Raw genomic sequence first — 20,890 nt, 5'->3', positions numbered from 1 at the left:
TCGTCCTTCATTCTCCGCGGTGCCGGCTGGGCCGGGCCGCTTTCATCACGATCGCAATATAAACGTTTATATCGCCATTCAAAATCTTGCAGTGGGTGCTACCAGAGTACCGTCCTGCCGTCGTAGGCCCTGAAGCTTCCGGTCTCGGCCATCGTCGCGCCGTCGATCAGACCCTTCAGGCCAAGAGCGCTTTCCGCAACCTCGACCGCCGCTTCCGCGCCCCCCATGTCCGTCTTCACCCAGCCGGGATGCAGCGAAAGGACCGCGATGCCGTCGGACCGGAAATCCTGTGCCAGCTTGACCGTCGCCATGTTCAGCGCCGCCTTGGAGCAGCGATAGGCATAGTCGCCGTCCTCGTCGTCGATCGTGCCTTCCGCAAGCGAGCCGGCGCGGCTGCCGATATTGACGAGCACCCGGCGCCGGCCGGCGAGAAGATTGGACCTGAGCGCCCGGGCGACCAGCAGCGGAGCGAGCGCATTGATGCGCACGACCTCCAGAAAGCCGTCCGTCTCCAGCGAGGCAAGGCCGCCCGTGTCACCGCGGATCGCGGCATTGTTGATGACGATATCGATCGGCACGCTTGCCAGATGGTCGCCGAGCGCGGCAATCGAGGTAGCATCCGCCACGTCCAGCGGCGGGGCATCATCAGTTCCCTGTCGCGTGCAGGCGATGACGCGGAAGCCGGTAGCCGTATAGAGGTCAGCCAGCGCGCGGCCGAGCCCCCGCCCGGCACCGGTGATCAGCACCGTTCCCGTGTCAGCGGTGTTTTGTGTCATACTTCTTCTCGATGAGGCTGATGAGGCTGGCAGCGGCTAACGTCAGCAGGATGTAGAGGATCGCCGCCGAGTTGTAGGGCGCAAACGGCAGGAAGCTCGCCGACTGGAACTCCCGCATGCGCTGAGTGATGTCGCGGATCGACAGGATCGAGAGAAGCGAAGTGTCCTTCAGAATGGCGATCAGCTCGTTGCCGAGCGGCGGAATGACGATGCGGAATGCCTGCGGCAGGATGACGAGCCGCGCCGTCTGCCAGCGGTTGAGTCCCAGGCTGCCTGCCGCCTCGATCTGGCCGGCCGGGATGGCGTTGATGCCCGAACGGAAGATTTCCGCAAGATAGGCGGAATAGGCAATCGCCATAGCAACGATACCGCGAACCAGATTCGGCGGATCGAAGACACCGGCCGTCGCATCCTTCAAGGCGCCGGAAAGCGGCAGGCCGACATAGAGCACAATGACGAGCATCGGAATGCCGCGGATCGTATCGACGATGAATTCCGAACCGATGGACAGCGGATGGCGGCGATGCAGGAAGCCGCCGAAGGTCAAGAGGCCCGCCACGATGGCGATGACGGCAAAGGTGATGCCCGCGGCGCGGTCGCGATCGTTCAGCGCTTCGACCTGCCAGAGGCGCGGCCAATCGGCAGGCGCGGTGGCGGCGGGCAGCAGCGCGCCGCTGACGTCCTCCTTTTTACCGACGGCCTCGATCGCCTGCTCGGGCGTGACAAAGGTGCGCACCGGCGTCTCGGTAACCGGGCCACCCTCGTACTGCCCGAAGCGCACCGCGCCGATAAGGCCGGACGGGGTGCCGGTGATGATGCCGACCTTGCCCTCCAGCGTGCCGACCAGCACGTAGTTGTCGCGCGGCTGCATCAGGAACCAGGTGGAGAGCACGGCGAAAGCGAGGGTCATCGCCGCGAAGAAATAGAGGCTTTGGCGCGTATAACGCAGCTTCAGAAGCCCCACCCAGACGAGGCCGAGCATGGCCGCGAGGATATAGGCGGCGATGGCCGCGCGGATGGTCGTGGCGAGACCGGAAGCGAAAGCGAGATGCGCGAAGAGGAAGACAAAGACGAGGCCCGTGCCATTGACGAGGCCGAGCAGCCAGGCCCCTGCCCGGCGCAGGCGGCTTTCCGCTGGCACCCGCGCGCGACTGCCGGCAAAGGTAAGGCCGAGACCCGCGACGAGCAGCACGGCATAGGCCGGCCACAGCCAGGCCTCCACATCGCGCACCATCAAGTCGGCCGCCTCTGTCAGCTGGCGGGGCGTCGCGCCCTTGACGACGAGAGTGGACTTGAAGGGATCGACGCCGTTCGCGACGACCGAGGCGATGAAGGGATGGGCGAGATCGCCGGCAAGAATGGCCGCCGTCGCGAGAAGCCCGACAAGGCCGACAACCATCGTGAGACGCGGCCGCGCCATCGCACTGCGGGACAGAACGAGCACCGCAAAGCCGGCGGAAAAGGCAACGGTGAGCAGCAGGAAACCCGGCACGAACACGCCCGAGCCCAGCTCCACGCCCAGGATGGCACGCAGCGAACGCTGGTAGTCCGCGGAAGAGGCGAACAAATAGACGATGAAGGGCAGTGCAGCGAGGATGACCAGATTGCTGGGCCTCACGCTTCTGACGAACGACATTTTGGCCTCCGGCATCATGATCAAGAAGGATTGCCGAAAGCGCCCGCACCGCGCTTCCGGCAAAAGCCTCTTACTTGAGGCCCCAATACTTGGCGATGAGCTGGTCGAGCGTGCCGTCGTCCTTGATCGCCTTCAGGCCCTCGTTGAAGGCGGCGACATTCTCGTCACCCTTGCGGAAGACCAGGCCGAGCGGGTCGGATTCGAGGTCCTTGATGGAGGCGACAAGGTCACCGGCAAATTCGCGCTCATAGGCGGCGGCATTGGCCCCGTTGATCACCACGCCGTCGACGTCCTTGTTCTTGAGCGCGATAATCGCCGCGCTAAAGCTGTCATAGGCGACGACATTCTCCTTGCCGACCACGCCTTCGGCAACCTGCGCATCCGTCGTGTTGGCCTGGGCGGAAAGCTTCTTGCCGTCAGCCTTGAATTTTTCCAGCGTGATGCCCTGATCCTCGGCCCGCGTCAGCACGGCCTGACTGTTGACGATATAGGGGTCGGAGAAATCCATCGCCTTCTTGCGCTCGTCGGTGATGGAGACACCCGAGGCCACGAGGTCGAAGCTGCCCTGGTCAAGCGCAGCGAAGATACCGTCCCAGCCGGTCGTCACGAATTCGGCCTGGCAGTTGATCTTGGCGCAGATGGCGTTGACCACATCCACATCGAAGCCGACGATCTGGCCGGAGGCCGGATCGACGCTTTCCATCGGCGGCGACGTGGTGTCGGAACCAACCTTCAGAAGCTTGCCGCCAAGATCGGCTGCATGCGCAGCACCCGCCGCGAAGACGGCAAGCGCGAGTGTTGCAACGATTTTTTTCATCTCTTCCTCCTCAACCGTCGGCGCCCGCCATGCGCGGAAGGTGCTCGACAAATCCCCTGAACGGACCACGCGCCCATCCGCAGCACCTCCTGCCACACATGGACCTCATCCTCGCTCCGTAAAATTGGTAACAAGGAATATAAACGTTTTCAAGATAAAATATAAACGTTTTTATTTCCGCCTATGCATCGCGTGCGCCAAGATCAAAACAACGCTGGGCATTGTCGCCATCATGGCTTCCGGCCAAGCGGATCATCCCAAAACCGGCAGGCCGAGACCACACCGGAAGCTGTAAAACCGCACGAAAAAGAATCTGCTTGAATGTCGCGCAATGCCCTGAGAACCCGGGCTGGAGCGGGTAGCGGGAATCGAACCCGCGCGTTCAGCTTGGGAAGCTAGTCGTTAGGCCGAAATCTCATAGGGATAGCTGTAAAACTCTCAAATTTGGCCGGACGCAATATCAAAGGCTTACCGGCAAAATGTAAAACTCAAATTTCTACCGCCCGTTGAATTTGATTATGGAGGCTTCCATGGAAGCGCCCTTCCGCCGGCAGCACGCCGACCACGCTGAAGTGTTCCACCTGCGCGCCCGCAAGACGTTTCGAGAGGCGGCCGAAAGTTTCGTCGAGCATGGAGGGAGCGGGCGGCATCTGCCGCGCGTGGTAGAGTTTTTCGGCGATCGTCCGCTCACCGACATCGTCCCATTCGATATACGGGAGATGGCACTCCATCTCTATCCCGACCAAAAGAACGCGACCAGGAACAGACAGGCAATGGCACCGGCTCTAGCGGTCATGCGGCACGGATACGATAGAGGGTGGTGCGGTTTCATCCGCATAAAGCGCTTCAAGGAAGAGCGGCCGAAGCGCAAGGTGCCGGCGCAGCGCGCATGGCTGCACGCTTTTGCGCGCCAGTGCCGCAAGGATGATCTCGACAACCTCGCCGCCCTGGTGCTCTTCATGGCGAGCAGCGGCACGCGCGTGACAGAGGCGATAAATGTCCGATGGCGCGACGTGGACACCGCCAAGCGGACCGTCCTGCTGAGAAAGACAAAAACGGATACGAACTCGACCCGTGGGCTGACCAGCGAGGTAGCGGACCGGATAGCGGGCCTTCGCACCGAGGCCGCACCGGACGATCGCGTGTTCGGCTACAGCAGCCGGCAATCCGTGAACACGCGCATAGCCGCGGTCTGCAAGCGCGCAGAGATCAGTTACAAATCGAGCCACACTTGCGGCCGGCACACTTTCGCGACGAGCGCGATCGAGATGGGACTGGATATCAAGACAACGATGGAGGCGGGAGGATGGAAAAGCTCTTCCGTATTTCTCCAAACATACGTGCACAGCCCGGAGAACGCCGTCCGCATCGTTGCCGACCAGCTCGGCCGCTATCAATTCGACGCGGAAATTTAAGCCTATTGTTCTCATTCCGTTCTGGCTTATTTTATGGTCTCATCCATGGAGGCCAAGATGACGCAAACCGGAAAACTGATCGTGCTCGCTGCCTACACGAAGACCGACGACGGCGGGCTTCTCCCAGCTTTCGAGCCGCGGCAGATGGACAGCGAGGAGAAGGCCACGCGGATCGCGAGGGCGATGGCCGGAGAATATGCAGGCGTCATCGCCTGGAGCCGCGACGCAGACCCGGCGCTCGGCGACTACGGCCCACCGACGATCCTATTTCAGAGCGGCGAGCTGCCGGAACTGGAATAGGCCGTGGCGAAGTGGCAGCGAAAGTATCGATGGGTCCTGACGTGGCCTGGCGAAGAGAGGGAAGACTGGAGCGCCTTCCATGACGGGCTCTATATCGGCCGGGTGTCGAGGGACAAGACCAGCCTGAAGCGCGGGACGTTCATGTGGAGCGGCGGCGTGTCGTACTGGCCTGGCTTTCAGCGACCTATGCCCCATACCGGCCGCACCGTTGAAGCTTGGGAAGCTGCTAAGGCCGTCGAGGACTGGTATGATGTGGGGTTGGCACGCACCGGAGAGCGGCCGGCGAAGGTCGCGCAGAGTATCGGGCCGCTGTGTGACAACGGTTTGCCGCTCTGGGTAAAGGGCATCTGAGAAGCCCAAGAGCGACTTCTATTGAAGCCGCCCGTCGCAATGCAGCGGCAAGAGCCCAGTGTCGACGTCGGGATGATATTGTGGCAATAAAATGGCTGCGGGCGCGCGTTGCCCTTGCAAACTCTATCTAAAGTAGCTACGGGAGCACATCTCAAGCTTTATGCAAGGTCCGCGAGCTAGGCGCTTAACCCTATATGGCCTTTGAATTTAATGCACTAGCAGTGCTCAAGCTGTTTAAAGGGCATAAGCGGGAACTTTTCGGCGCACTTTGCCTTATCGTCACCGCAGGGCTCCTTTATAAACGGGGCATTAATGACATTGTGGCCATCCTTGTACCGGCCGGGTTCTACTTGGGGTATCTGGTATTCGAGTGTGTCGGTTACTACTTTCAGTACCAGATGAAGAAACTCGAAATTGCTAAAATCGAGGCGACAGAAGCGAAAAGAGTTCAGAGCAAGGCGCAAAAAGCTGTGATCCGGAGAAGCAAAAATGTCCAATAGCGCGACACTCTTTGACACCTGGAATATAGTTGCAGCGATCACGGTCGCAACAGTGCTTCTTTTGAATTTGTCCGACTGGCTTAGGACTCGCGCGTACACTCAGAAGGTGGCTGCGGAAGCTCTGCGCGATCATCTGTCTGCCGTCGATCGGATCATTGATGATCCAGCCCTCCCCCCGGCACTGACCAACTTTGTCGCGAAGTTCAATATCGTTGTATCTAATAAGAAAGAGGCGCGAGAGTTCTATCGTATAATGATGGGCAGCCAAGGCGAGAAAGTTAAAGATACCGACCTTAGCGATGCTCTTAATCAATTGAGTAGGACAAGGCCGGATCTTGTAGAGGGGGTGTTCATGGTAATAAGCAAGGGTCTTCTTTGCGTTCTATACAGGACATCTCCTAGCATTAAGCAGGTTGACGATTTTATAGCTTGCCTCGCTACAGAGCCTCGGCGTGAGATAAATGTCGCCTCAAAATATATTCTGTCACGTACGTCCAAAAGCGGAAACCTAGTACCGGCGTGACCGGCGTCCTTTCACCCACCGACTGGCAGTCGGCGACTTTTCGCCGGCCGCCCATCTGTATTCCGTTGATTAGCTGGAATTCTGCTAGGGTGTATAGGTCTGCGAGTGGGTTAGATCTCGGCGTCCACCAACTGCGTTCTCACTGCTCCCTGCAGTTCTGAGTGCTGATCGTAGGCCGTATCGTGAATCCACCACTTGCTGCGGCGGGGCAGTCGCGCCTGCGACGATCGGTGATCTTCACATCCATTGCGGAACAGTTTTCCACGGCGATGAACTTCACAAGTTTTGATATGCGTGTTGAAGACCTCATAGCTTTCTGCTTTTCTATCGCTACTCAAGATTGCCGAGGTGCGTGATGGCTCCATTGATTTCGATGGTACCTAAAGTCTACGACTCCGAAATTATCGACCTGTGCCGCTCCATTGGCAATATTCTCAACGCCACAAACTTCGAGGTTTTGACGCTCGGCGGTGCCAGTACCCTGCCGATTGGACAAGACGCAGATGGCGACAGTCCATTCCGGACAAAAGATTTCCGACTACTCAGAGCTTCAGTCAGCGGTAAGCGATTTGAGGTTGTCCTTGACAGGCAAGCCCTCGCTGGAGTCGACGCCATTCTCTATGATCAGCTGACGGTCAGCAATAACGCAATCGGAACTGCGACAGTAAAAGGTGGAGTGACCGAAGAAGAGGCGAGAGCGATCGAGGACATTGTGTTCTCAGCTTTTAGCCGCGATCACGAGAAAATCGCTGGCCTGTTTCGAAACCCGAAGCTGTTTCGAGATCTTTTAGCCTCCCATCATCGGCAGAATATACAGCTTCAAGAGACTGTTCTGCGTATTGCGGAGCAAGCCACAGACGCCCGGGACCAGCTTGAGAAAGACTTTGGCCGTCGCCGTGAGGCACTCGAAAAAGATGCGGCAGTTTTGCGTCAGCACCTCATTGATGAGGCCGCCAGGGAAAAGAGTAAAAATGAACAGTCCTACGAAGGACAGATGTCGGAACTGGCGGAGCGCAATCGTGTTCTTGCAGACCGTGAGAAGGTCCTTGACGACCGCAACAACACCCATGCGCGACGAGAACTCCACAAGGACCTGAAAACAAAAATTGCTCAGCGAGCCGGGAGTTTGACGGTAACTCCAGAAACGACTGCCAACAGGCGCCCTATCCACGTGGCGATCATTCTTTCGATGGCCTTCCTGGCAACGTCGATTGTTTTCTTCTATTGGCAGATGGGCGCGCTTTCGTCGCAGAACACCACTGCTCAATGGCTCATCGCAGGACTGAAACCTGTTACGCTAACGATCGCATTGCTAGGGTTGCTGGCTTGGTATCTCAGGTGGATGAACCGGTGGTTTGAACGATACGCCGACACAGAGTTTCAGCTCAAGCAATTCGAGTTGGACATTGATAGAGCTAGCTGGGTTGTCGAAGCGGCGCTGGAGTGGAAGCTATCGCAGGATCGCCCGATGCCCGAGCACCTGCTTGAAACGATATCAAGAAATCTTTTTTCCAAAAGCGAGAAGGACGAATCGGCGGACATGCATCCCGCCGATTACTTGGCGTCGGCGATACTGGGTAGAGCATCGGCCTTAAACCTGAAGGTTCCGGGTGGCGAGATTTCGCTGACGGGACGGGATTTGAAACGTCTGAAAACGGATGAAATTTCGCCGGCCTAACAGCCGGCTACTGTCTCTCAAGCCCGCCTCGCTGCCCTGCCTCGATCCGTTGCAGGATCTCCCGGATCACCTTGATATCCCCCGACTGCGCTGAAACCAGCGCCTGAAGGTCTCTGATCGCGGTTGACGTGTTTGCGACGCTTTGCTCGGCCGCCGCAACCCGGAAGGCAAGGTTATCGATTTTGCGAACCTCGCTCTCGATCGTGCGGAAGCGCTCTTCCGTCCGCCCCTCGATCGCCTTCACCTCGGCGAGCCGCTCCTTGTGATATTGATCATGCCCGGTGCGCCAGCGCTGAAGCTCTTCGATATCCCGCGTCGTGTTCGCCCACACATAAATCCCGCAGGCAAGGAAGCTGACCAGGCTGATGAGCTGAAGTACCGTGTTGAGGTTCCATTCAAGCTTCGGTGCTCGGGAAATGCCCATCGTCTTCTCCTCGCTCATTCGCCCTGCTGCCCCTCGACTGCTTCAATGGACCGGACCAGCGCACCATGTCGCCGGCGACATTCACCGAGCGCCGCGCGATCCTGCCCCCAGAGACGCGCAGCGGCCGAGGACGACAGGTCACCGTCCGGAAGGCTGGAGACCGGCTGGCATGCCTGCCGAAGGGTTTGAGGGATACGGGCCGGATCAATCCCGCCCGACACGGTCGATGGCGTCCCGCAACCTGCGAGACAGGGCAGGGCCGCAGCCACCAGCAGGGCTGCTCGTCTGATCCTCTTCAAGGGCCTTCTCCAGTTCGGAAATGCGTAGGGCGTCGGTCATCGTTCGGGAGAGATACTCCCGCTCGACCTGGTCGATCTTGGTTTGTGCCGCCTTGCGGTCGGCCTCGCGCTGAAGCTCGGCGCGGCGGGCCTGTTCCTGCCAGACGAGGCGCTCGTCGCGCTGCCCGGCATGATAGGCCTGATTGCGCTCATAGAGGTGCCAGACGAAGACGGCTGCCGCGATGAGGCCATAGACGCCAACGGACTTGGCGAGCCAGATCAGCGTCGGCATCAGCCTGCAAGCCCCTCTATGCAGATGCGTTGTTCGTCCTTACGGCGATTGACAAGGCCCTGCACGACGCGCCCGCCAGCCTTGTTCCACATCGGGATCGCGTTGCAGGCTCCGCGAACATCGCCAGCATTGGCCCGCCGCGCAACCGTCGACCCGCAGAACGCGCCGGTCCCGATGTTGTACGAGAGCGACAGGAAACTTATATAGCTCTTCGCCGGGATCTGGTCCGGGGCCTTCAGGCATTTGCGCATGCCCTGTTCGAATTCGGCGAGGCCATCGCCGAGCATCGCCTTGCACTCGTCGACAGAATAACGGTCACCCATCTTCACGCCGCGCGTCTCGCCGAAGCAGACAGTCGGAATGCCGACTACGTCGCGATAGGCGACGGTGCGCAGCCCCTCCCATCCACCAATAAGGGCAACGGCGGCGGCCATGAGCGTGCCATTCTTCTTGAGCCTGCTATTCATCGGAAACGCCTTTCTGCGCTACGAGCCGGGCGACGAACGCGCCGGCAGTGAAAAGGAAGGAGAGGCCGGCAAAGACGCCGGGCGGGATGGGGAGCGCGTCGCCGAGCAGCGGCAGCGCGACTTCGCCGCCGGATAGAAGGCCGGCAAGCAGAATGAGACGAATGCTCCAGGCGCGCCGGAGCACCGCCCGCCAGTTGGGGGCGAGGTGCATAAGCCTTCTCCATGAGGTTTACTAAGGGCGGGCGAACGAAAAGCGCCCGTTGGTAGTGAATTCGATTTGGCTAGACTTGAAGTTTCGGGAACAGCACGCCATCTCTGGCGCGGGAATTGCCCAGCTAAATTAGAAGGAATTTTTCAATGACCAAAGAATTGCAGGCCGCCTACGAAGTGAAGCGCCAAGGTTTTCTCACCGGCTTTCTTCAGAGCCCGGCTAACTTCGAGCCGGCACTGGCATATGCGCATCAAAAAAGGCTCGCTCCATATTTCCATGAGCACGGTATGAAGGAGACGCATGGCGGCGATCCGTTCGACGCCGTCTATGCAGTGGACAACAGCTTCATTGACTCGCTCATGGCATACGTAGATCAAAACTGGAGAGCCGGTACGCTCGCGAACGTTGAATTCTACAACCTGGAAAGCTTGTTTGGCGGAATGGGCTCGCGGATTGCTATTTTGCACACTCTCGAATATGCGCGCATCGCCGGTAGGTATAGCGATCCACTTTACGATGCGGTAACGAGCAATGCCCCGATTGAATGCCAGACGATTGATGCGACATTTGCTCCAAGCGACGTGCGCTTCAGCTAGCCTAAACCGCTAATTCTCATCGGTCCGGCCATACCGCCGGGTGTTCACCCACTCGGTTGGTGTGGCCGGCGTTCCCTCGGGAGAGTCCTTCGCCACTGTTCCCGTTTCGTTGGAGCCGCCTGTGGAACCTTCGCCCTCGGAGCCGCTGTCGCTGCCGCTCCCGCCGGATGACCCGTCATAGAGCTTGCCGCTGATCCGCGTGCGATAACCGTCCTTCTTCCCGTAGGTGTGAACGGCGGTGTCGATGACGTAAGGCACGCCATCGAGCCCCGGCCGCACACCCTGGAAGAGCAGTGGTGCACCGGCAACGATGGCAGTATCTCCCGTCACGGTCACGGAGGCGGCGCCTTCGCCGCGCTTCAGATCCTTCGCCTTGGCCTGCGCTGCCTTGTCCGCTTCGGCGAGATCCGCGAAGGGTGTTGGGATGCGGTACACGCTGTCGCCGGCGGCATCGCTGTCCGCCTCGATCTCCGTCCGCTCGGCCTTGTCCTTGTCCTGATAGTAGGCAACGACCTTCTTGTATTTCGTGCGGTCGTTCGCCTCGAATGAGCACGTCCCCTGGACGATCACGCCAGGCGTTACGACCACCGATCCAAGGAAGCTACCTCCGGCCGCGTTGCCGGAGCCGCGCTTGGAGAAGACGAGACGTCCATCGCGCACCTTGAAGAGGGCGTTGTGCCGGTCCGCGAGGCGACGCAGGACGTGGACATTGCTCTCGTCAAGCTGACCGAACCAGTCGTATTCGTGCTCGCCGATCTCGCTGTCGACCGAGGCGGCAAGCCCGCTCTCAGCGGCAATCTCGCCGACAATGTCCTTCACCTTCTTCTTGTCCCAGTGCCGCTCCTGGTGCTCCTTCATCTTGCCGGAACGCATGTCGCGCGCCTTGCCGGAAATCGACATGGAATAGGGCAGGCATTTCACATCCACCTTGTCGACGACGAAGAGCCCGAGGCTGCGCGCCGTACCATAGCCGATCCGGATATCGACGATCGCGCCCTTGCGCGGGATGGCAAGGAAGCTGGGCGGACCGTCGTTCAACTCCATCTGGAAAACGTCGGAAGCCAAGCCCTCCTTGTCCGTCACGCTGATGGAGGTCAGCCGCTCATAAAACAGCCCAGCGACGGGCGTCCCGTCCACGGTGATTTCGACAATGGGTCGCATGGCTCAGTTCCAGAGGCTGACAAGGGGCCGCGCCGTGGCGCGCCGGGAGATGTCGGGCATGGTGATGCGCGTGCCCATCGGCAGGATGGGTCCGAGGCCGGCAAGTCCCGGATTGGCATCGAGCACGGCTTCCGTCACCTCGGCGGTGCGTCCGTAATGGGCGAGGCAGGCGAGATCCACGGTCTCACCCTGTTTCGTCACATAGATCGTGGCCATGGCGCGCCTATCGGAAGATATCGACGATGCCGGTCAGCAGCGACGAGCCGGAAAGGCCGCCGCCGTACCGCTTGAGGGAGATGCTGTAGGCGTTGCGCATCGGCGTGCCGCGGCGGGTGTGAAAGGAGCGATCCTCCTCGACACCCTGAACAGTGAACATGCCGTGGATCACGCCGGCCGCCTCGCTGCCCGAGACCAGCATCATCGGCATGCCGGCGCTCGCCGCTGCGAGAATGCCGTCAAGAGATTCCTGCCCGCCGAACTCGACAGGAAAGAGCACGCCCTTGATGGTCACTTCCTCCGACGTCGGGCCGGTCCATTGCTGCTGGTTGAAATCCTGCGCGACCGGAATATCCGCCCACGGCGTCTGGAGACGGCGCTGTACCGTATCGAACCCGAAGCCAAGGGCCTCGAACCCGAAAGAGCCGAGCATCATTGCGACTGGTCCGGACATTTGCGTGCTCTTGTTTGTTCAAGCGACTTGCGCTTAAAACTTTCACTTATAGATTGCAGGGATTATGGGGGATGGAAAATTGACCGCACTTCTGACGATTTGCGTTTTGCTCATCTGCGCAGCGATCACGTCCGCGATTGCGAAACGAAAGGGCCTTAACGCGGGAGCGTGGGCCGTAATTGGTTTCGTTTTCGGAGTGTTTGCGCTGATCGTCGTACCATTTTGGCCAAGGTCAAAAAGCGAGCAACCCGCACAATCTTACGCGCCAAATTTGATCGTTGGCGGGATAGGGCTTGCGGGAGCGCTGGTTGTCCTGACGCAGACGAACGTGCTTACCGAGCTATCCAAAGGCACGTACGATTGCGACAATCTCGTCCCTGAGATAGTTAGCCTATCCGCAGAGCAAGCCAGCGGTGCAAAGATTCTCGGTATCTTTGAGATCAAGACTGTGAAGAAAGAGCCGGAAACGACCGAATGCACAGGACTGGCCGTAATGTCCGACCAGTCCAAGCAGAATGTGAGCTACAAGGCCTACATTGAGTATGATCAATGGTGGATCGTCTACAACTTCATTTAGCCTAGTCGGTATCGGCGGCCTCAACGGCGTTTTTGATCTCCTGCCCGAGTCGAGAGATCGCAGCGTCGGCCGCTGCCTCAGGCGAGGAAACGCCCGTGATCGATATCGGCGCATTGACAATGATTGGCTGAGGTTCGTTGTTGGTGACGCGCACTTCCTGCACGCCATGAGAAGGCTGCAGAAGCTGACTGATCGTACCAGCATCCAGAACCACGGGCTTTTGAACATCGTCGCCCGGAGCTGGAGCAGCACCTAATCCGACGCGATGTCGACCACCCTCGAAAGGCACGTCCCCGAACTGATTTTGCCAGGCAGCTAACCGTGCCGGGAGGTCCGGATCATCCTTTGTGGCAGATGCCATCGCCTTGTGTGGTACGGCGTCCAGTGCTCCGTAGGTGACGCCCGCAGCCGTAATCCACGGGTTCCGTAGCAAGAATTGCCCAACCCCCTTGGAGATAGAACCTATCAAGCCGAGTGCACCGCCGCGAGCCCCGGCCGCTGCTGCCGCGCCTCCCGCCGCCCCCGCTGCGGTTCCCGCAGCGCCTGATGCAGCAGTCGTGGCACCACCCAACCCAAGTGCACCAGCCAGACCGCCTATAGTCTTAACAGCGCCAAATACTGTCGATGCCCCAGAGAGCAACCAGAAAGCTGCGGCGAGCTTGCGGATCGCGCCTGCAACGAGCGCGAAGCCGATGCTCCACTTAAGAACCTCCAAATAATAGGGGCTGAGATCTTCGAAGAACTGCACAAGAGGGTTATCTTCCAGATCTTTCTTGAACTGGCGGATAGACTGACCGTACCCTTCGAACTCCTTGAAAATCCGCCCCAGCTTGTCAGCCGCGCCATCGCCGTCAACCTCGCCGAACAGCAGATCGCCGAGATCCTTGACCATCTCGCGCACGCTGCTGTCATAGCCGAGCCCCTGCATGAATCCCTTCATACCGGCGCTCATCTCGTCGAAAATGGAGGCGCGCTCGCCGAGCGTGTCGAGCACATAGCCGATACCCTCGACGCCCTCACGGACGGTCGGAAGCCACTCCTTGCCGATATCCTCAAAGACGAAGGCGAACTTGTTGCGCAGGATCTGGAGCGCATTTTCCACCGTGCCTGCGCGCGAAACATATTCGCGGAACGCGGAGCCTGCATATTGCGTGCGGTCGGCGACGCTGTCGAGCGCCTGGTCAAGCAGCTTGATATTGCCGACCAGCGGCGCGAAGGCCTTCGCCTCATCGCCGAAGAAATCGGAGAGCAGCGAGATATGCTGGTCCTTCGGTGCCTTGGCGATGGCCGTGAGCACCTTCTTCATGGTGCTCTTGGCGTCCTTCTGCATATCCTTCGCGATCGTGGGCAGGTGCAGACCGAGCGCCTTGGCGGCATCCTTCTGGCCTTTCTTCGCAGACGCACCTCGTGTCAACGCCTTGACGACGTTCTGCATGGCCGTGCCGGCGGTCTCGGCCTCAGCGCCGGCGGCGATCATGGCGCTGCCGATGGCGGCAATCTCTTCCTTCGCGAAGCCGCCCATTTCGGCCAGCGCGCCGACGCGCAGCATATAGGACGTGATGTCCTTCGCCTTCGACGCCATGTTGTTCGAGAGGTGGTTGATGGCGTCGGCCATGTCGCCGGTCTCGGCAACATTCAGCCCGAGCTGCGTCTTCAGCTTGGCGAGACTTTCGCCCGCCTCGCCGGCACCCATGTCGAAGGCGATGCCCACGCGGGCCGCCATTTCCGAGAACGTCTTCAGGTCGTTCGTCGCGACGCCGCTCTCGCCTGCCGCAGCATAAAGTGCTGCAATCTCGGTTGCGGACAGCGGAAGCTGCCGCGACATGTCCTTGATCGAGCGCTCCATGTTCTGGAACTGCTCATCCGTCGCATCGACCACCTTGCGCACATCGGCAAAGGCGGATTCGAACTTGATCGCCGCGCCGACCGTGCCGGAGATGCCCTCTGTCACGCCAAGGTAAGCGCCGCCGAAGGCAAGCGCCTGCGCAGCGATCCCCCGAAACGGAGCGGCAAAGGCCGTCTGCTGGCGCTGGAAGCCGGATAGCACGCCCTGGATGCGCTTCGCGCGGGCTGACACCTCGTCGAGAAGCGTCAGTTTGAGGGTGGACTGGAGAATGCTCATGCGGATCTTCCGAGCAGCTTGCGTGCCTCAAGGGCCTTGTCGAAATAGGCGAGGGTCTTGGATGGGGGCCAGCGCTCGACAATGTCGGGCGATGGCCCCGTAATGGCCGCGATCAGGCAGATGATCAGGCCCCAGTCGTGCCCCCCGGCGGAGTACCCTCGGGCTCCCCCAGCATATGGGCCGCCTCCTTCATCAGCCGCGAGAATTCGCGGGCCTTGATCTTCTTGAAGGCGGGCAGCGGCATTTCGCACATGGCGGAAAGCATGGCGGCCACCTTCGACGTCTGGCCTTCGAACTTGTCGGCAACCATCAGGTCGCCGGTCTCGGCCTCGCGAAACGTGAGGGTGGAATAGGTTTTGCCGGCGTGTTCGATCGGCGCCGACAGCGTGAACGTGAACATGGAATTTCCTCGAAATTTCAGGGTGCGGAAGGATCGCCGATCAGTCGACCAGCATGGCGGCGCGGATGGTCGCATACTGCGACTGGCCGCGGATCTTGATGTCGAAGTCGTCCATCTCGATCAGCTCCTCGCCGTCGACTTCGAGCTTGTAGTAATTGACGGAGACCTGGAAATCGTTCTCGGCCATGTCGCCTCCCTTCCAGGTGCCGTGGTCGGCCTGGCGCAGAAAGCCGCGGATCGTCATCACGGCCGAGTGCACCGTGCCGTCCTCGTCGACGAGAGCCCCGGTGACCATGAACGGATGCTCCGTGCCCGGCGCATAGCCGAAGAGGGTCATGATCTGCGGATCGAGCCCCGGCATCTTGAAGCTGAATTCCAGCTTCTCGAAACCAAGGCGGACCTCGCGGGGCTTGATCATGCCGCCGTTGCGCAGCTCCTCGGCCTTGGCCTGCGGAACCGGCGGCGTGATATCGCCGATCTGGCCGAGCTTGGTTTCGCGATCGGCGAAGAGGGTGCAATCGCGAAGTAGGAAGCGGGGAAGGTATTTTTCGGACATCGGGTTCGCTCCTTAGGCCGCCAGCGTCAGCGGGCCGTTTTCGATCGCGCCGCGAACCTCATCCAGCACAAGCTGGTAATAGAGGATGTTGCGGTGCGTGGTGACGTGGATCTGTTCCATCAGGCCGACAGGCTCGAACTCGACGTTCAGGAAAACCTTGCCGTTGGCATTCAGCGCCGGCACGTTCAGGTCCGCGAGCCAGACCTTGCCGCCGAGGATGTCGTCGTTCTTGGCGAAGACGCGCATTGCCGCGTTGCCGTCCTCGACGAGCATCTTCAGATTGAACTTCTTCATCTTGCGGTCGACATAGAGGAAATAGAGATCCTCGATCGACTCGTTGATCATGTCGGCCGTGGCGCGAACGCTGTCGAACTGCCAGAGCGGATCGTCGATCGCCAGCCGCGAGCCCCACGTACGCAGGCCGCCACGTTCGTTGATGATCGTGGCCACCTGGTTTTCGTTCAGGTAGTTGCTGTCGTTCGGGTATTCGATCGTGCGGGCGACGCCGTCGATCGTGCGGATGAATTTGTTGGAGACGGAGCCGCTGACGCCTTCTTCGGACGCAACGACACGGGCGCGCACGCCAGCGAAAACCGGAGCCGCCGCCTTCTGGATCGGCGTGCCATCGACGTTCTTCAACACGGCGGGGTCGATGATGAGGATGCGCCCGCCCGTCACGGTCTGGCGGAAGCGGATGGCTTCGGCGTTCGTCGTGTTCGGCCCGTCGATATAGGCGCGTGCACGGATCTGCGGGCAGATCGTGTTCAGCGCCGAAATGAACGGATTGGCGACGTCGCCGACATTGGCGGTCGCAGCCGGCAGCACCTTGTCCTCATCGCTGCCGCCGCCGGTAAAGGCGATGCTCGGCGCAGCGGAAAGCTTCTTGCCGGGATTCGTGATGTCGACCCGGATCACCTTGCCGGCGTTCGCACCCTCGCCGAGAACGGCGACGAGCGTCGGCAGCACCTTGCCCGGATCGGAGCCGCCGCCGGAAGCTGTGACGGTCGGAGCCTCCGTCAGGTTTGCGCCCTGGTTGGAAATTGCGATCGAGACAACACCGTCTTCGATCCATGTGCCGGTCTTGCCGGCCGTCACGACGACGCGGGGCTGATAGCCGGTAAGCGCCTTCGCGCGGAGCGCAGCGTAGAGACCCGTGCGCGCAACGGCGTTGCCGATGAGATTGGCTTCGAGCGTCGCCGGCGTGTCGCTGTGCTCGACGCGATTGACAATGACGAAGGAGCCGCCTTCACCGAAGAAGGTTGTCAGCCACTCCAGCAGCGTGCCGGCCGCGCCGAGTGCCGCCGCCTGCGTCAGCGAGGTGACGAGGGTCGGGTAGTTCAGCGGAAACGCTGCGACATCGGCATCGGGCGCCGTGCCGTTCACCATCGTCGTGCTCTGGCGGAAGATCCGCACAAGCGCCGGAGTGTCAGGGCTTTCCACGAGCTTGACGCCGTGGTGATACGAAAGGTCTGCCATCGACAGGCTCCTATGTTTTTGGGGATGTGCGAAAGGGTGCCGCCTGACGCCCCAGCAGACGGTCAGGCGGCGTCGCACCGACGGAAGGAAACACCGGTGCGGACTTCGGAAATTGCGGGTACAACGCGACCCTTAGGGCCAATACGCCTCGTTGGCGGCGTAATCATAAGGCGCACCATTCTCGAATGGCGCGACCCCGTCTTTCATGTCCCAACTCACCTGCATGGTGGCCTCGATCCATGCTGTGCCGTCGCTGACCAACTCGATCACCTGGTCGGGCGTGAGCATGTGGTTGACGTTATTTGCGTCGCGGATCACCAGCAGCGGGTCCGTGACGCCCAGCGCCTTCGCGGTCTGCGCGGCGATGAGGCGGGCTTGCAGGTTCACCTGGTCCTGAATTCGACCCTGAAGGGCGACGTCCCCATAGCCCGTCACAGTGAACGTCTTGCCTGCGGCAATGCGCCGATCACGCTCCGCGTTGATCTCCGTGCCCGAAGGACGGGGAGCGTCGGCAAGCTCATCGATCCATTTCACCAACCCACCGACGATCTCACGGCTCCGCCCGGCCGACACCTTGTTGGGCGGAAGCGGGTCCGCTGGATGGATTGGCCAGTAGCCGAGGCCATCATATTGAGGTGGAACCGGGTCGATAGCCGCGGCGAGGTCAGCAAGGGTTTCGTCGGCAAGGCCGAACAGATCGTCTGGGAGACCGGGCTCGCCATCGATCGTCGGGCCGGAAAGGAGGATGCGCTGGTAGTTCTGCTGTTCCATAATCTCAATCCCAAGCCACAGCTGTCATTTTGAATTGTGCGGTTCGATCTGCCGTCAGAATTAAAGGTAAGGAAGGTCTTACAACTCGACCAATGGGACTGATACGAAGTGTTGAAGCCGAGTTGTCGTAGTCAATAATACCGTTTTTGATACTATCTACTTGAGCAATATCGCCGGTTCCACTCGTGAATACTCCCACCGAACCTTTCCCTAAAATTATCGATCCCGTAGTACCAGCGTTGAATTGCTTGATAATCGACGGCTTCGGATTAGGCGTGAAGAGTTGATAGACCGCGATGACCGCCCCTCCAACTGTTCCAGCTAGCGTCATATCGAGCTTTACGTTTGATTTAGCTTCCTTTTTTACGTAACCAATACCGCAGATCACGGATTGACCGGCTTGAGCAAAACTTCCATCGACATAATCGATTGGAACACCATCAATGAGCCAAGAGGAGATCTGCGGGCCTGAATTATTGTAAAACGCGCTGAATACGAATACTAAAGTTCTATTCGAGGCTGCTGGACCGACGTTGAGAGATGCAAGGCTCTGATTTGACGGTACTGAGGTGACCCCGATGAACTTCAAAGAAGAACCGCCCGACTTCGCAGGATCGACCGGAAACCGTCCCCGATTGCCCAGGGACGGGTAAAGGCCGAAGCGGCGGGAGTTCACGGGAGACGGCATCACATGTCCTCGACCTGACCAGCGAAGGCGATACCGCCCGCCAGAGCGACCCCAGAGGCGACGTAAAGCTTGTCGCCAGCCTTCAAGCGAATTTCCGAAAAACCGGTGAAGACTGTAACGGGCGTCGCCGTCGTTGCCGCCACCGTGTGCGCGGCCATCAGAACGCTGTCCACCAACGTCACCACCGTGCCGGCAGCATCGGAGTGCAGAAGCATCAACTTCGAAGCCGTTACGGTTGCCAGCGGCATAGCGGAGAGCGCCTTAAGGATCGAACCGTTCGTCTCCCCCGTGCACAGCAGTACCGCGTTGGCGATGTCGTTATACGTCGTTTTGGCTGCCGTGGCGGTCGCGCACACGGTTCGGCCGGCCTGCGCGAACACAGGTTCATGGCTAACTGCCATTGTAGTCTCCTAGATTAGAGGGCAATGGCGAAGGCTATCGCCTGCCGGCGGGCTTGCGCTTGAGTGGTGGCGATGGCGGATGCGATCGCAGCCGCCACGCCGCTAGCGGCGGCAGTTGCTGCGCTTGCCGCCGTGGTCGCGGCGCTGGTCGCCGACGCAGCCGATTCCACAGCGGTTGAAATGGATGAGTTCCCGGCCGCCACAGCGGAAGCTATCGCGGCATTGCCCGCCATGACGGCGGCATTGAGCGCTGTGATCGCCAAATCCATGGCATCAAGCTTCGCGTCGATCTGCGGTTGGATCTGTTCCAGCGCACCTTCCGCAGCGGCATTGAGATCCGTTTGCGCTGTGGCCAACATAATCGCCAACGTGGCGAGAGATTGGTCGATCTCCTCGAAGGCTGGACCAAGCACTGCGTCGATGCGGCCGAGACCTTGTGAAGTGAGAAGATCCGTTGCGTCCTGCCACGAGACCTTCAGTTCTTCCAGCGCCGAGACGCGCTGATCGATACGCTTGTTTAGAGGGTTGAAATACGCCTCGCCAAGCCGCGTCTTGCCATCGATCATCTCCGGCATGTTGGGAGTGCCGTATTCCAACGCCATGGGCTTACTCCTGCTCGACGATCTTGCCGGCGACCTTGAGTTCGTCCCGGAGCGCTGGCGAGACGCGCACACGTCCTGGAACAAGTTTCATGCCGGGAAGATCGTGGGTTTGAGTGAGCAAGGCCCACACCATCCCCTCCTGCGCCTCTGCCGGCTTCTTCTTCGTAGCCATGTGGAAGCCTCCTTAGCTGACCGCGACGTCGACGCGTTCGAGGATGAGATACGGCGGCACATCCGCATCGCGGGCACCGGCGATATCGATTTTGTAGCTCGTGATGTTCGAGCCAACGGCAAACGCGAACCGAGCTCGCTTCGTATCGGCCGTATCTTCGCTCACCTGCCCGGCTGTCCCGACGGTCGAGGTGCCGTAGCCGACGCCGTGCTTCAGCGTGATATCGAGATCCTGGCCGGGATCGGTCTGGTCGTAGTTGTCGAGCCACAGGTCTACGACGAAATTCTGCTTACCAACTGCGAGCGTGCGCGCCGTGGACAGGTGGTGCAGCGTCAGCCCCGCCCTGCGAGCTGTGATGACGCCGTTGCCGAGTTTGATAGCCGCCTGGAGCGACGATGTCCCGATGAAGACCCCTCGAAGTTCGATGGTATCGGGCCGGGACGCAAGCACATCAGGCTCCTTCAGGTCACGCCAGACACCTGCAATACGGCCTTCCAGGTAGAATGCCGTACCATCCGGCTCATCGACTGGAATGTTGTAATCGATGCTGTCGATGCCGCCAGCCAGCGTGATCGTTCCGAAGGAGACCTCGGTACGGGTCCGCGTGAATTTGTCGGCGTAGAGCTTGATCTTGAGATCGCGACCGGCTGTTGGTGAAACCCAGTCCTGGTCCTGCCCGTAGAACAGTGTGCCTTCGGTGTAACCGACAGGCGCTGTCTGGATACGATGGTTGCCCGTCGTAATCAGGATGAAGCCATAAAGCTTACCCGCCTCGAAGGAGCCGGGCGGTAGGTTGGCCGTCGTTTCGAGGCCGCCTGTTTTCAGATCGGCGTAAGGCACAGTGACCTTCGAGATGATCCGGCTTTGGTCAGGCTTCGCGTTCTTGGTCTCGCAAAGGAGAACGGTCACATCGCCCGAAGTGTCGAGCTGCGTGAGAAAAAATCCGACCCGCGAGATTTTCATGGCGCGCGCGGTTCGGAACGTCTGCGCGATGGCGACGCCGGTATGTGTTACGGTAGGCATGTCGACC

29 protein-coding genes are annotated in these 20,890 nt (G+C 60.0%); 9 read left to right on the top strand and 20 right to left on the bottom strand.

Going from position 1 to position 20,890, the window contains the following annotated elements:
* Positions 1-98: 98 nt before the first annotated feature.
* The 3 genes from K0P03_RS00950 to K0P03_RS00940 form a co-directional block, all read right to left on the bottom strand.
* Entirely contained in the window at positions 99-746 is a 648-nt protein-coding gene (locus K0P03_RS00950) for an SDR family oxidoreductase (RefSeq protein WP_037405925.1), read from the bottom strand.
* Positions 747-756: 10 nt separating this feature from the next.
* Positions 757-2,412: an amino acid ABC transporter permease gene (locus K0P03_RS00945; RefSeq protein WP_272788678.1), complete on the bottom strand. Its 1,656-nt coding sequence runs from the start codon at positions 2,410-2,412 to the stop codon at positions 757-759.
* 70 nt (positions 2,413-2,482) lie between these two features.
* The gene (locus K0P03_RS00940) at positions 2,483-3,229 is read right to left on the bottom strand and encodes a transporter substrate-binding domain-containing protein (protein ID WP_130516439.1); all 747 of its coding nucleotides are present in this window, start codon (positions 3,227-3,229) and stop codon (positions 2,483-2,485) included.
* Positions 3,230-3,759: 530 nt separating this feature from the next.
* Here K0P03_RS00940 and K0P03_RS00935 point away from each other — a divergent pair.
* The 7 genes from K0P03_RS00935 to K0P03_RS00905 all read left to right on the top strand — a co-directional run bounded on the left by K0P03_RS00935 (position 3,760) and on the right by K0P03_RS00905 (position 7,996).
* The gene (locus K0P03_RS00935) at positions 3,760-4,644 is read left to right on the top strand and encodes a tyrosine-type recombinase/integrase (protein ID WP_272788677.1); all 885 of its coding nucleotides are present in this window, start codon (positions 3,760-3,762) and stop codon (positions 4,642-4,644) included.
* Positions 4,645-4,701: 57 nt separating this feature from the next.
* Positions 4,702-4,944, top strand: coding sequence for a hypothetical protein (locus tag K0P03_RS00930; protein WP_272788676.1), 243 nt, complete (start codon positions 4,702-4,704; stop codon positions 4,942-4,944).
* A gap of 3 nt (positions 4,945-4,947) precedes the next feature.
* Complete coding sequence (locus K0P03_RS00925) at positions 4,948-5,295, top strand: hypothetical protein (protein WP_272788675.1); 348 nt, start codon at positions 4,948-4,950, stop codon at positions 5,293-5,295.
* 194 nt (positions 5,296-5,489) lie between these two features.
* Positions 5,490-5,795: a hypothetical protein gene (locus K0P03_RS00920; protein WP_272788674.1), complete on the top strand. Its 306-nt coding sequence runs from the start codon at positions 5,490-5,492 to the stop codon at positions 5,793-5,795.
* Positions 5,785-6,318: a hypothetical protein gene (locus tag K0P03_RS00915; RefSeq protein ID WP_272788673.1), complete on the top strand. Its 534-nt coding sequence runs from the start codon at positions 5,785-5,787 to the stop codon at positions 6,316-6,318. Before K0P03_RS00920 ends, K0P03_RS00915 begins: the two co-directional genes overlap by 11 nt.
* Before the next feature lie 161 nt (positions 6,319-6,479).
* The gene (locus K0P03_RS00910) at positions 6,480-6,674 is read left to right on the top strand and encodes a hypothetical protein (protein ID WP_272788672.1); all 195 of its coding nucleotides are present in this window, start codon (positions 6,480-6,482) and stop codon (positions 6,672-6,674) included.
* Entirely contained in the window at positions 6,674-7,996 is a 1,323-nt protein-coding gene (locus K0P03_RS00905; protein WP_272788671.1) for a hypothetical protein, read from the top strand. Before K0P03_RS00910 ends, K0P03_RS00905 begins: the two co-directional genes overlap by 1 nt.
* A gap of 7 nt (positions 7,997-8,003) precedes the next feature.
* Here K0P03_RS00905 and K0P03_RS00900 read toward each other — a convergent pair whose 3' ends face one another.
* The 4 genes from K0P03_RS00900 to K0P03_RS00885 form a co-directional block, all read right to left on the bottom strand.
* The gene (locus K0P03_RS00900) at positions 8,004-8,438 is read right to left on the bottom strand and encodes a hypothetical protein (RefSeq protein ID WP_272788670.1); all 435 of its coding nucleotides are present in this window, start codon (positions 8,436-8,438) and stop codon (positions 8,004-8,006) included.
* A 186-nt stretch (positions 8,439-8,624) separates the two neighbouring features.
* Positions 8,625-8,990 (bottom strand): hypothetical protein, encoded by a 366-nt coding sequence (locus K0P03_RS00895; protein ID WP_272788669.1) that lies wholly within the window; start codon positions 8,988-8,990, stop codon positions 8,625-8,627.
* Positions 8,990-9,457, bottom strand: a complete 468-nt coding sequence (locus tag K0P03_RS00890; protein WP_272788668.1) for a lysozyme — start codon at positions 9,455-9,457, stop codon at positions 8,990-8,992. Before K0P03_RS00890 ends, K0P03_RS00895 begins: the two co-directional genes overlap by 1 nt.
* A complete protein-coding gene (locus K0P03_RS00885; protein WP_272788667.1) occupies positions 9,450-9,668 on the bottom strand; it encodes a DUF7940 domain-containing protein in 219 nt (72 codons plus the stop codon). The genes K0P03_RS00890 and K0P03_RS00885 overlap by 8 nt, the downstream gene beginning before the upstream one ends.
* Before the next feature lie 146 nt (positions 9,669-9,814).
* On the opposite strand from K0P03_RS00885, the gene K0P03_RS00880 reads away from it, so the two are divergent.
* Entirely contained in the window at positions 9,815-10,264 is a 450-nt protein-coding gene (locus K0P03_RS00880; RefSeq protein WP_272788666.1) for a hypothetical protein, read from the top strand.
* Positions 10,265-10,273: 9 nt separating this feature from the next.
* On the opposite strand, the gene K0P03_RS00875 is transcribed toward K0P03_RS00880, so the two are convergent.
* From K0P03_RS00875 to K0P03_RS00865, 3 genes are read right to left on the bottom strand one after another with little or no spacing between them, the layout of a single operon-like run.
* Positions 10,274-11,425 (bottom strand): phage late control D family protein, encoded by a 1,152-nt coding sequence (locus K0P03_RS00875; protein ID WP_272788665.1) that lies wholly within the window; start codon positions 11,423-11,425, stop codon positions 10,274-10,276.
* Positions 11,426-11,428: 3 nt separating this feature from the next.
* Entirely contained in the window at positions 11,429-11,641 is a 213-nt protein-coding gene (locus K0P03_RS00870) for a tail protein X (protein WP_272788664.1), read from the bottom strand.
* Between the two features lie 7 nt (positions 11,642-11,648).
* A complete protein-coding gene (locus K0P03_RS00865; RefSeq protein ID WP_272788663.1) occupies positions 11,649-12,095 on the bottom strand; it encodes a phage tail protein in 447 nt (148 codons plus the stop codon).
* A 79-nt stretch (positions 12,096-12,174) separates the two neighbouring features.
* Here K0P03_RS00865 and K0P03_RS00860 point away from each other — a divergent pair, with 79 nt between their 5' ends.
* Positions 12,175-12,672 carry a hypothetical protein gene (locus K0P03_RS00860; protein ID WP_272788662.1) on the top strand — a complete coding sequence of 166 codons (498 nt, stop codon included), beginning with the start codon at positions 12,175-12,177 and terminating at the stop codon, positions 12,670-12,672.
* 1 nt (position 12,673) lies between these two features.
* Here the strand turns inward: K0P03_RS00860 and K0P03_RS00855 are convergent, their stop codons facing one another.
* The 10 genes from K0P03_RS00855 to K0P03_RS00810 form a co-directional block, all read right to left on the bottom strand.
* Positions 12,674-14,623, bottom strand: a complete 1,950-nt coding sequence (locus K0P03_RS00855) for a phage tail tape measure protein (protein ID WP_272788661.1) — start codon at positions 14,621-14,623, stop codon at positions 12,674-12,676.
* Between the two features lie 295 nt (positions 14,624-14,918).
* Positions 14,919-15,194 carry a phage tail assembly protein gene (locus K0P03_RS00850; RefSeq protein WP_272788660.1) on the bottom strand — a complete coding sequence of 92 codons (276 nt, stop codon included), beginning with the start codon at positions 15,192-15,194 and terminating at the stop codon, positions 14,919-14,921.
* A gap of 40 nt (positions 15,195-15,234) precedes the next feature.
* Complete coding sequence (locus tag K0P03_RS00845) at positions 15,235-15,750, bottom strand: phage major tail tube protein (protein ID WP_272788659.1); 516 nt, start codon at positions 15,748-15,750, stop codon at positions 15,235-15,237.
* A 12-nt stretch (positions 15,751-15,762) separates the two neighbouring features.
* Positions 15,763-17,226: a phage tail sheath C-terminal domain-containing protein gene (locus K0P03_RS00840; protein ID WP_272788658.1), complete on the bottom strand. Its 1,464-nt coding sequence runs from the start codon at positions 17,224-17,226 to the stop codon at positions 15,763-15,765.
* A 132-nt stretch (positions 17,227-17,358) separates the two neighbouring features.
* Complete coding sequence (locus K0P03_RS00835) at positions 17,359-17,997, bottom strand: DUF4376 domain-containing protein (protein WP_272788657.1); 639 nt, start codon at positions 17,995-17,997, stop codon at positions 17,359-17,361.
* 4 nt (positions 17,998-18,001) lie between these two features.
* Entirely contained in the window at positions 18,002-18,685 is a 684-nt protein-coding gene (locus tag K0P03_RS00830) for a hypothetical protein (RefSeq protein ID WP_272788656.1), read from the bottom strand.
* Positions 18,685-19,086: a hypothetical protein gene (locus K0P03_RS00825; RefSeq protein ID WP_272788655.1), complete on the bottom strand. Its 402-nt coding sequence runs from the start codon at positions 19,084-19,086 to the stop codon at positions 18,685-18,687. The genes K0P03_RS00830 and K0P03_RS00825 overlap by 1 nt, the downstream gene beginning before the upstream one ends.
* 14 nt (positions 19,087-19,100) lie before the next feature.
* Positions 19,101-19,688: a hypothetical protein gene (locus tag K0P03_RS00820; RefSeq protein ID WP_272788654.1), complete on the bottom strand. Its 588-nt coding sequence runs from the start codon at positions 19,686-19,688 to the stop codon at positions 19,101-19,103.
* Positions 19,689-19,692: 4 nt separating this feature from the next.
* Complete coding sequence (locus K0P03_RS00815; protein ID WP_272788653.1) at positions 19,693-19,860, bottom strand: hypothetical protein; 168 nt, start codon at positions 19,858-19,860, stop codon at positions 19,693-19,695.
* Between the two features lie 12 nt (positions 19,861-19,872).
* The gene (locus K0P03_RS00810) at positions 19,873-20,883 is read right to left on the bottom strand and encodes a hypothetical protein (RefSeq protein ID WP_272788652.1); all 1,011 of its coding nucleotides are present in this window, start codon (positions 20,881-20,883) and stop codon (positions 19,873-19,875) included.
* Positions 20,884-20,890: the final 7 nt, after the last annotated feature.

This window comes from Shinella sp. HY16 (assembly GCF_028534175.1).
Lineage (GTDB): Bacteria > Pseudomonadota > Alphaproteobacteria > Rhizobiales > Rhizobiaceae > Shinella.
This window is presented reverse-complemented; position numbering and strand designations above follow the sequence as displayed.

Bases quoted from the DNA above. Each gene is read 5' to 3' on its own strand.
- K0P03_RS00945 (WP_272788678.1), bottom strand. From the start codon at position 2,412: ATGTCGTTCGTCAGAAGCGTGAGGCCCAGCAATCTGGTCATCCTCGCT.
- K0P03_RS00875 (WP_272788665.1), bottom strand. From the start codon at position 11,425: ATGCGACCCATTGTCGAAATCACCGTGGACGGGACGCCCGTCGCTGGG.
- K0P03_RS00920 (WP_272788674.1), top strand. From the start codon at position 5,490: ATGGCCTTTGAATTTAATGCACTAGCAGTGCTCAAGCTGTTTAAAGGG.
- K0P03_RS00890 (WP_272788668.1), bottom strand. From the start codon at position 9,457: ATGAATAGCAGGCTCAAGAAGAATGGCACGCTCATGGCCGCCGCCGTT.
- K0P03_RS00825 (WP_272788655.1), bottom strand. From the start codon at position 19,086: ATGGCAGTTAGCCATGAACCTGTGTTCGCGCAGGCCGGCCGAACCGTG.
- K0P03_RS00930 (WP_272788676.1), top strand. From the start codon at position 4,702: ATGACGCAAACCGGAAAACTGATCGTGCTCGCTGCCTACACGAAGACC.
- K0P03_RS00865 (WP_272788663.1), bottom strand. From the start codon at position 12,095: ATGTCCGGACCAGTCGCAATGATGCTCGGCTCTTTCGGGTTCGAGGCC.
- K0P03_RS00935 (WP_272788677.1), top strand. From the start codon at position 3,760: ATGGAAGCGCCCTTCCGCCGGCAGCACGCCGACCACGCTGAAGTGTTC.
- K0P03_RS00900 (WP_272788670.1), bottom strand. From the start codon at position 8,438: ATGAGCGAGGAGAAGACGATGGGCATTTCCCGAGCACCGAAGCTTGAA.
- K0P03_RS00815 (WP_272788653.1), bottom strand. From the start codon at position 19,860: ATGGCTACGAAGAAGAAGCCGGCAGAGGCGCAGGAGGGGATGGTGTGG.
- K0P03_RS00870 (WP_272788664.1), bottom strand. From the start codon at position 11,641: ATGGCCACGATCTATGTGACGAAACAGGGTGAGACCGTGGATCTCGCC.
- K0P03_RS00810 (WP_272788652.1), bottom strand. From the start codon at position 20,883: ATGCCTACCGTAACACATACCGGCGTCGCCATCGCGCAGACGTTCCGA.
- K0P03_RS00845 (WP_272788659.1), bottom strand. From the start codon at position 15,750: ATGTCCGAAAAATACCTTCCCCGCTTCCTACTTCGCGATTGCACCCTC.
- K0P03_RS00820 (WP_272788654.1), bottom strand. From the start codon at position 19,688: ATGGCGTTGGAATACGGCACTCCCAACATGCCGGAGATGATCGATGGC.
- K0P03_RS00850 (WP_272788660.1), bottom strand. From the start codon at position 15,194: ATGTTCACGTTCACGCTGTCGGCGCCGATCGAACACGCCGGCAAAACC.
- K0P03_RS00830 (WP_272788656.1), bottom strand. From the start codon at position 18,685: ATGCCGTCTCCCGTGAACTCCCGCCGCTTCGGCCTTTACCCGTCCCTG.
- K0P03_RS00880 (WP_272788666.1), top strand. From the start codon at position 9,815: ATGACCAAAGAATTGCAGGCCGCCTACGAAGTGAAGCGCCAAGGTTTT.
- K0P03_RS00940 (WP_130516439.1), bottom strand. From the start codon at position 3,229: ATGAAAAAAATCGTTGCAACACTCGCGCTTGCCGTCTTCGCGGCGGGT.
- K0P03_RS00835 (WP_272788657.1), bottom strand. From the start codon at position 17,997: ATGGAACAGCAGAACTACCAGCGCATCCTCCTTTCCGGCCCGACGATC.
- K0P03_RS00895 (WP_272788669.1), bottom strand. From the start codon at position 8,990: ATGCCGACGCTGATCTGGCTCGCCAAGTCCGTTGGCGTCTATGGCCTC.
- K0P03_RS00915 (WP_272788673.1), top strand. From the start codon at position 5,785: ATGTCCAATAGCGCGACACTCTTTGACACCTGGAATATAGTTGCAGCG.
- K0P03_RS00885 (WP_272788667.1), bottom strand. From the start codon at position 9,668: ATGCACCTCGCCCCCAACTGGCGGGCGGTGCTCCGGCGCGCCTGGAGC.
- K0P03_RS00840 (WP_272788658.1), bottom strand. From the start codon at position 17,226: ATGGCAGACCTTTCGTATCACCACGGCGTCAAGCTCGTGGAAAGCCCT.
- K0P03_RS00905 (WP_272788671.1), top strand. From the start codon at position 6,674: ATGGCTCCATTGATTTCGATGGTACCTAAAGTCTACGACTCCGAAATT.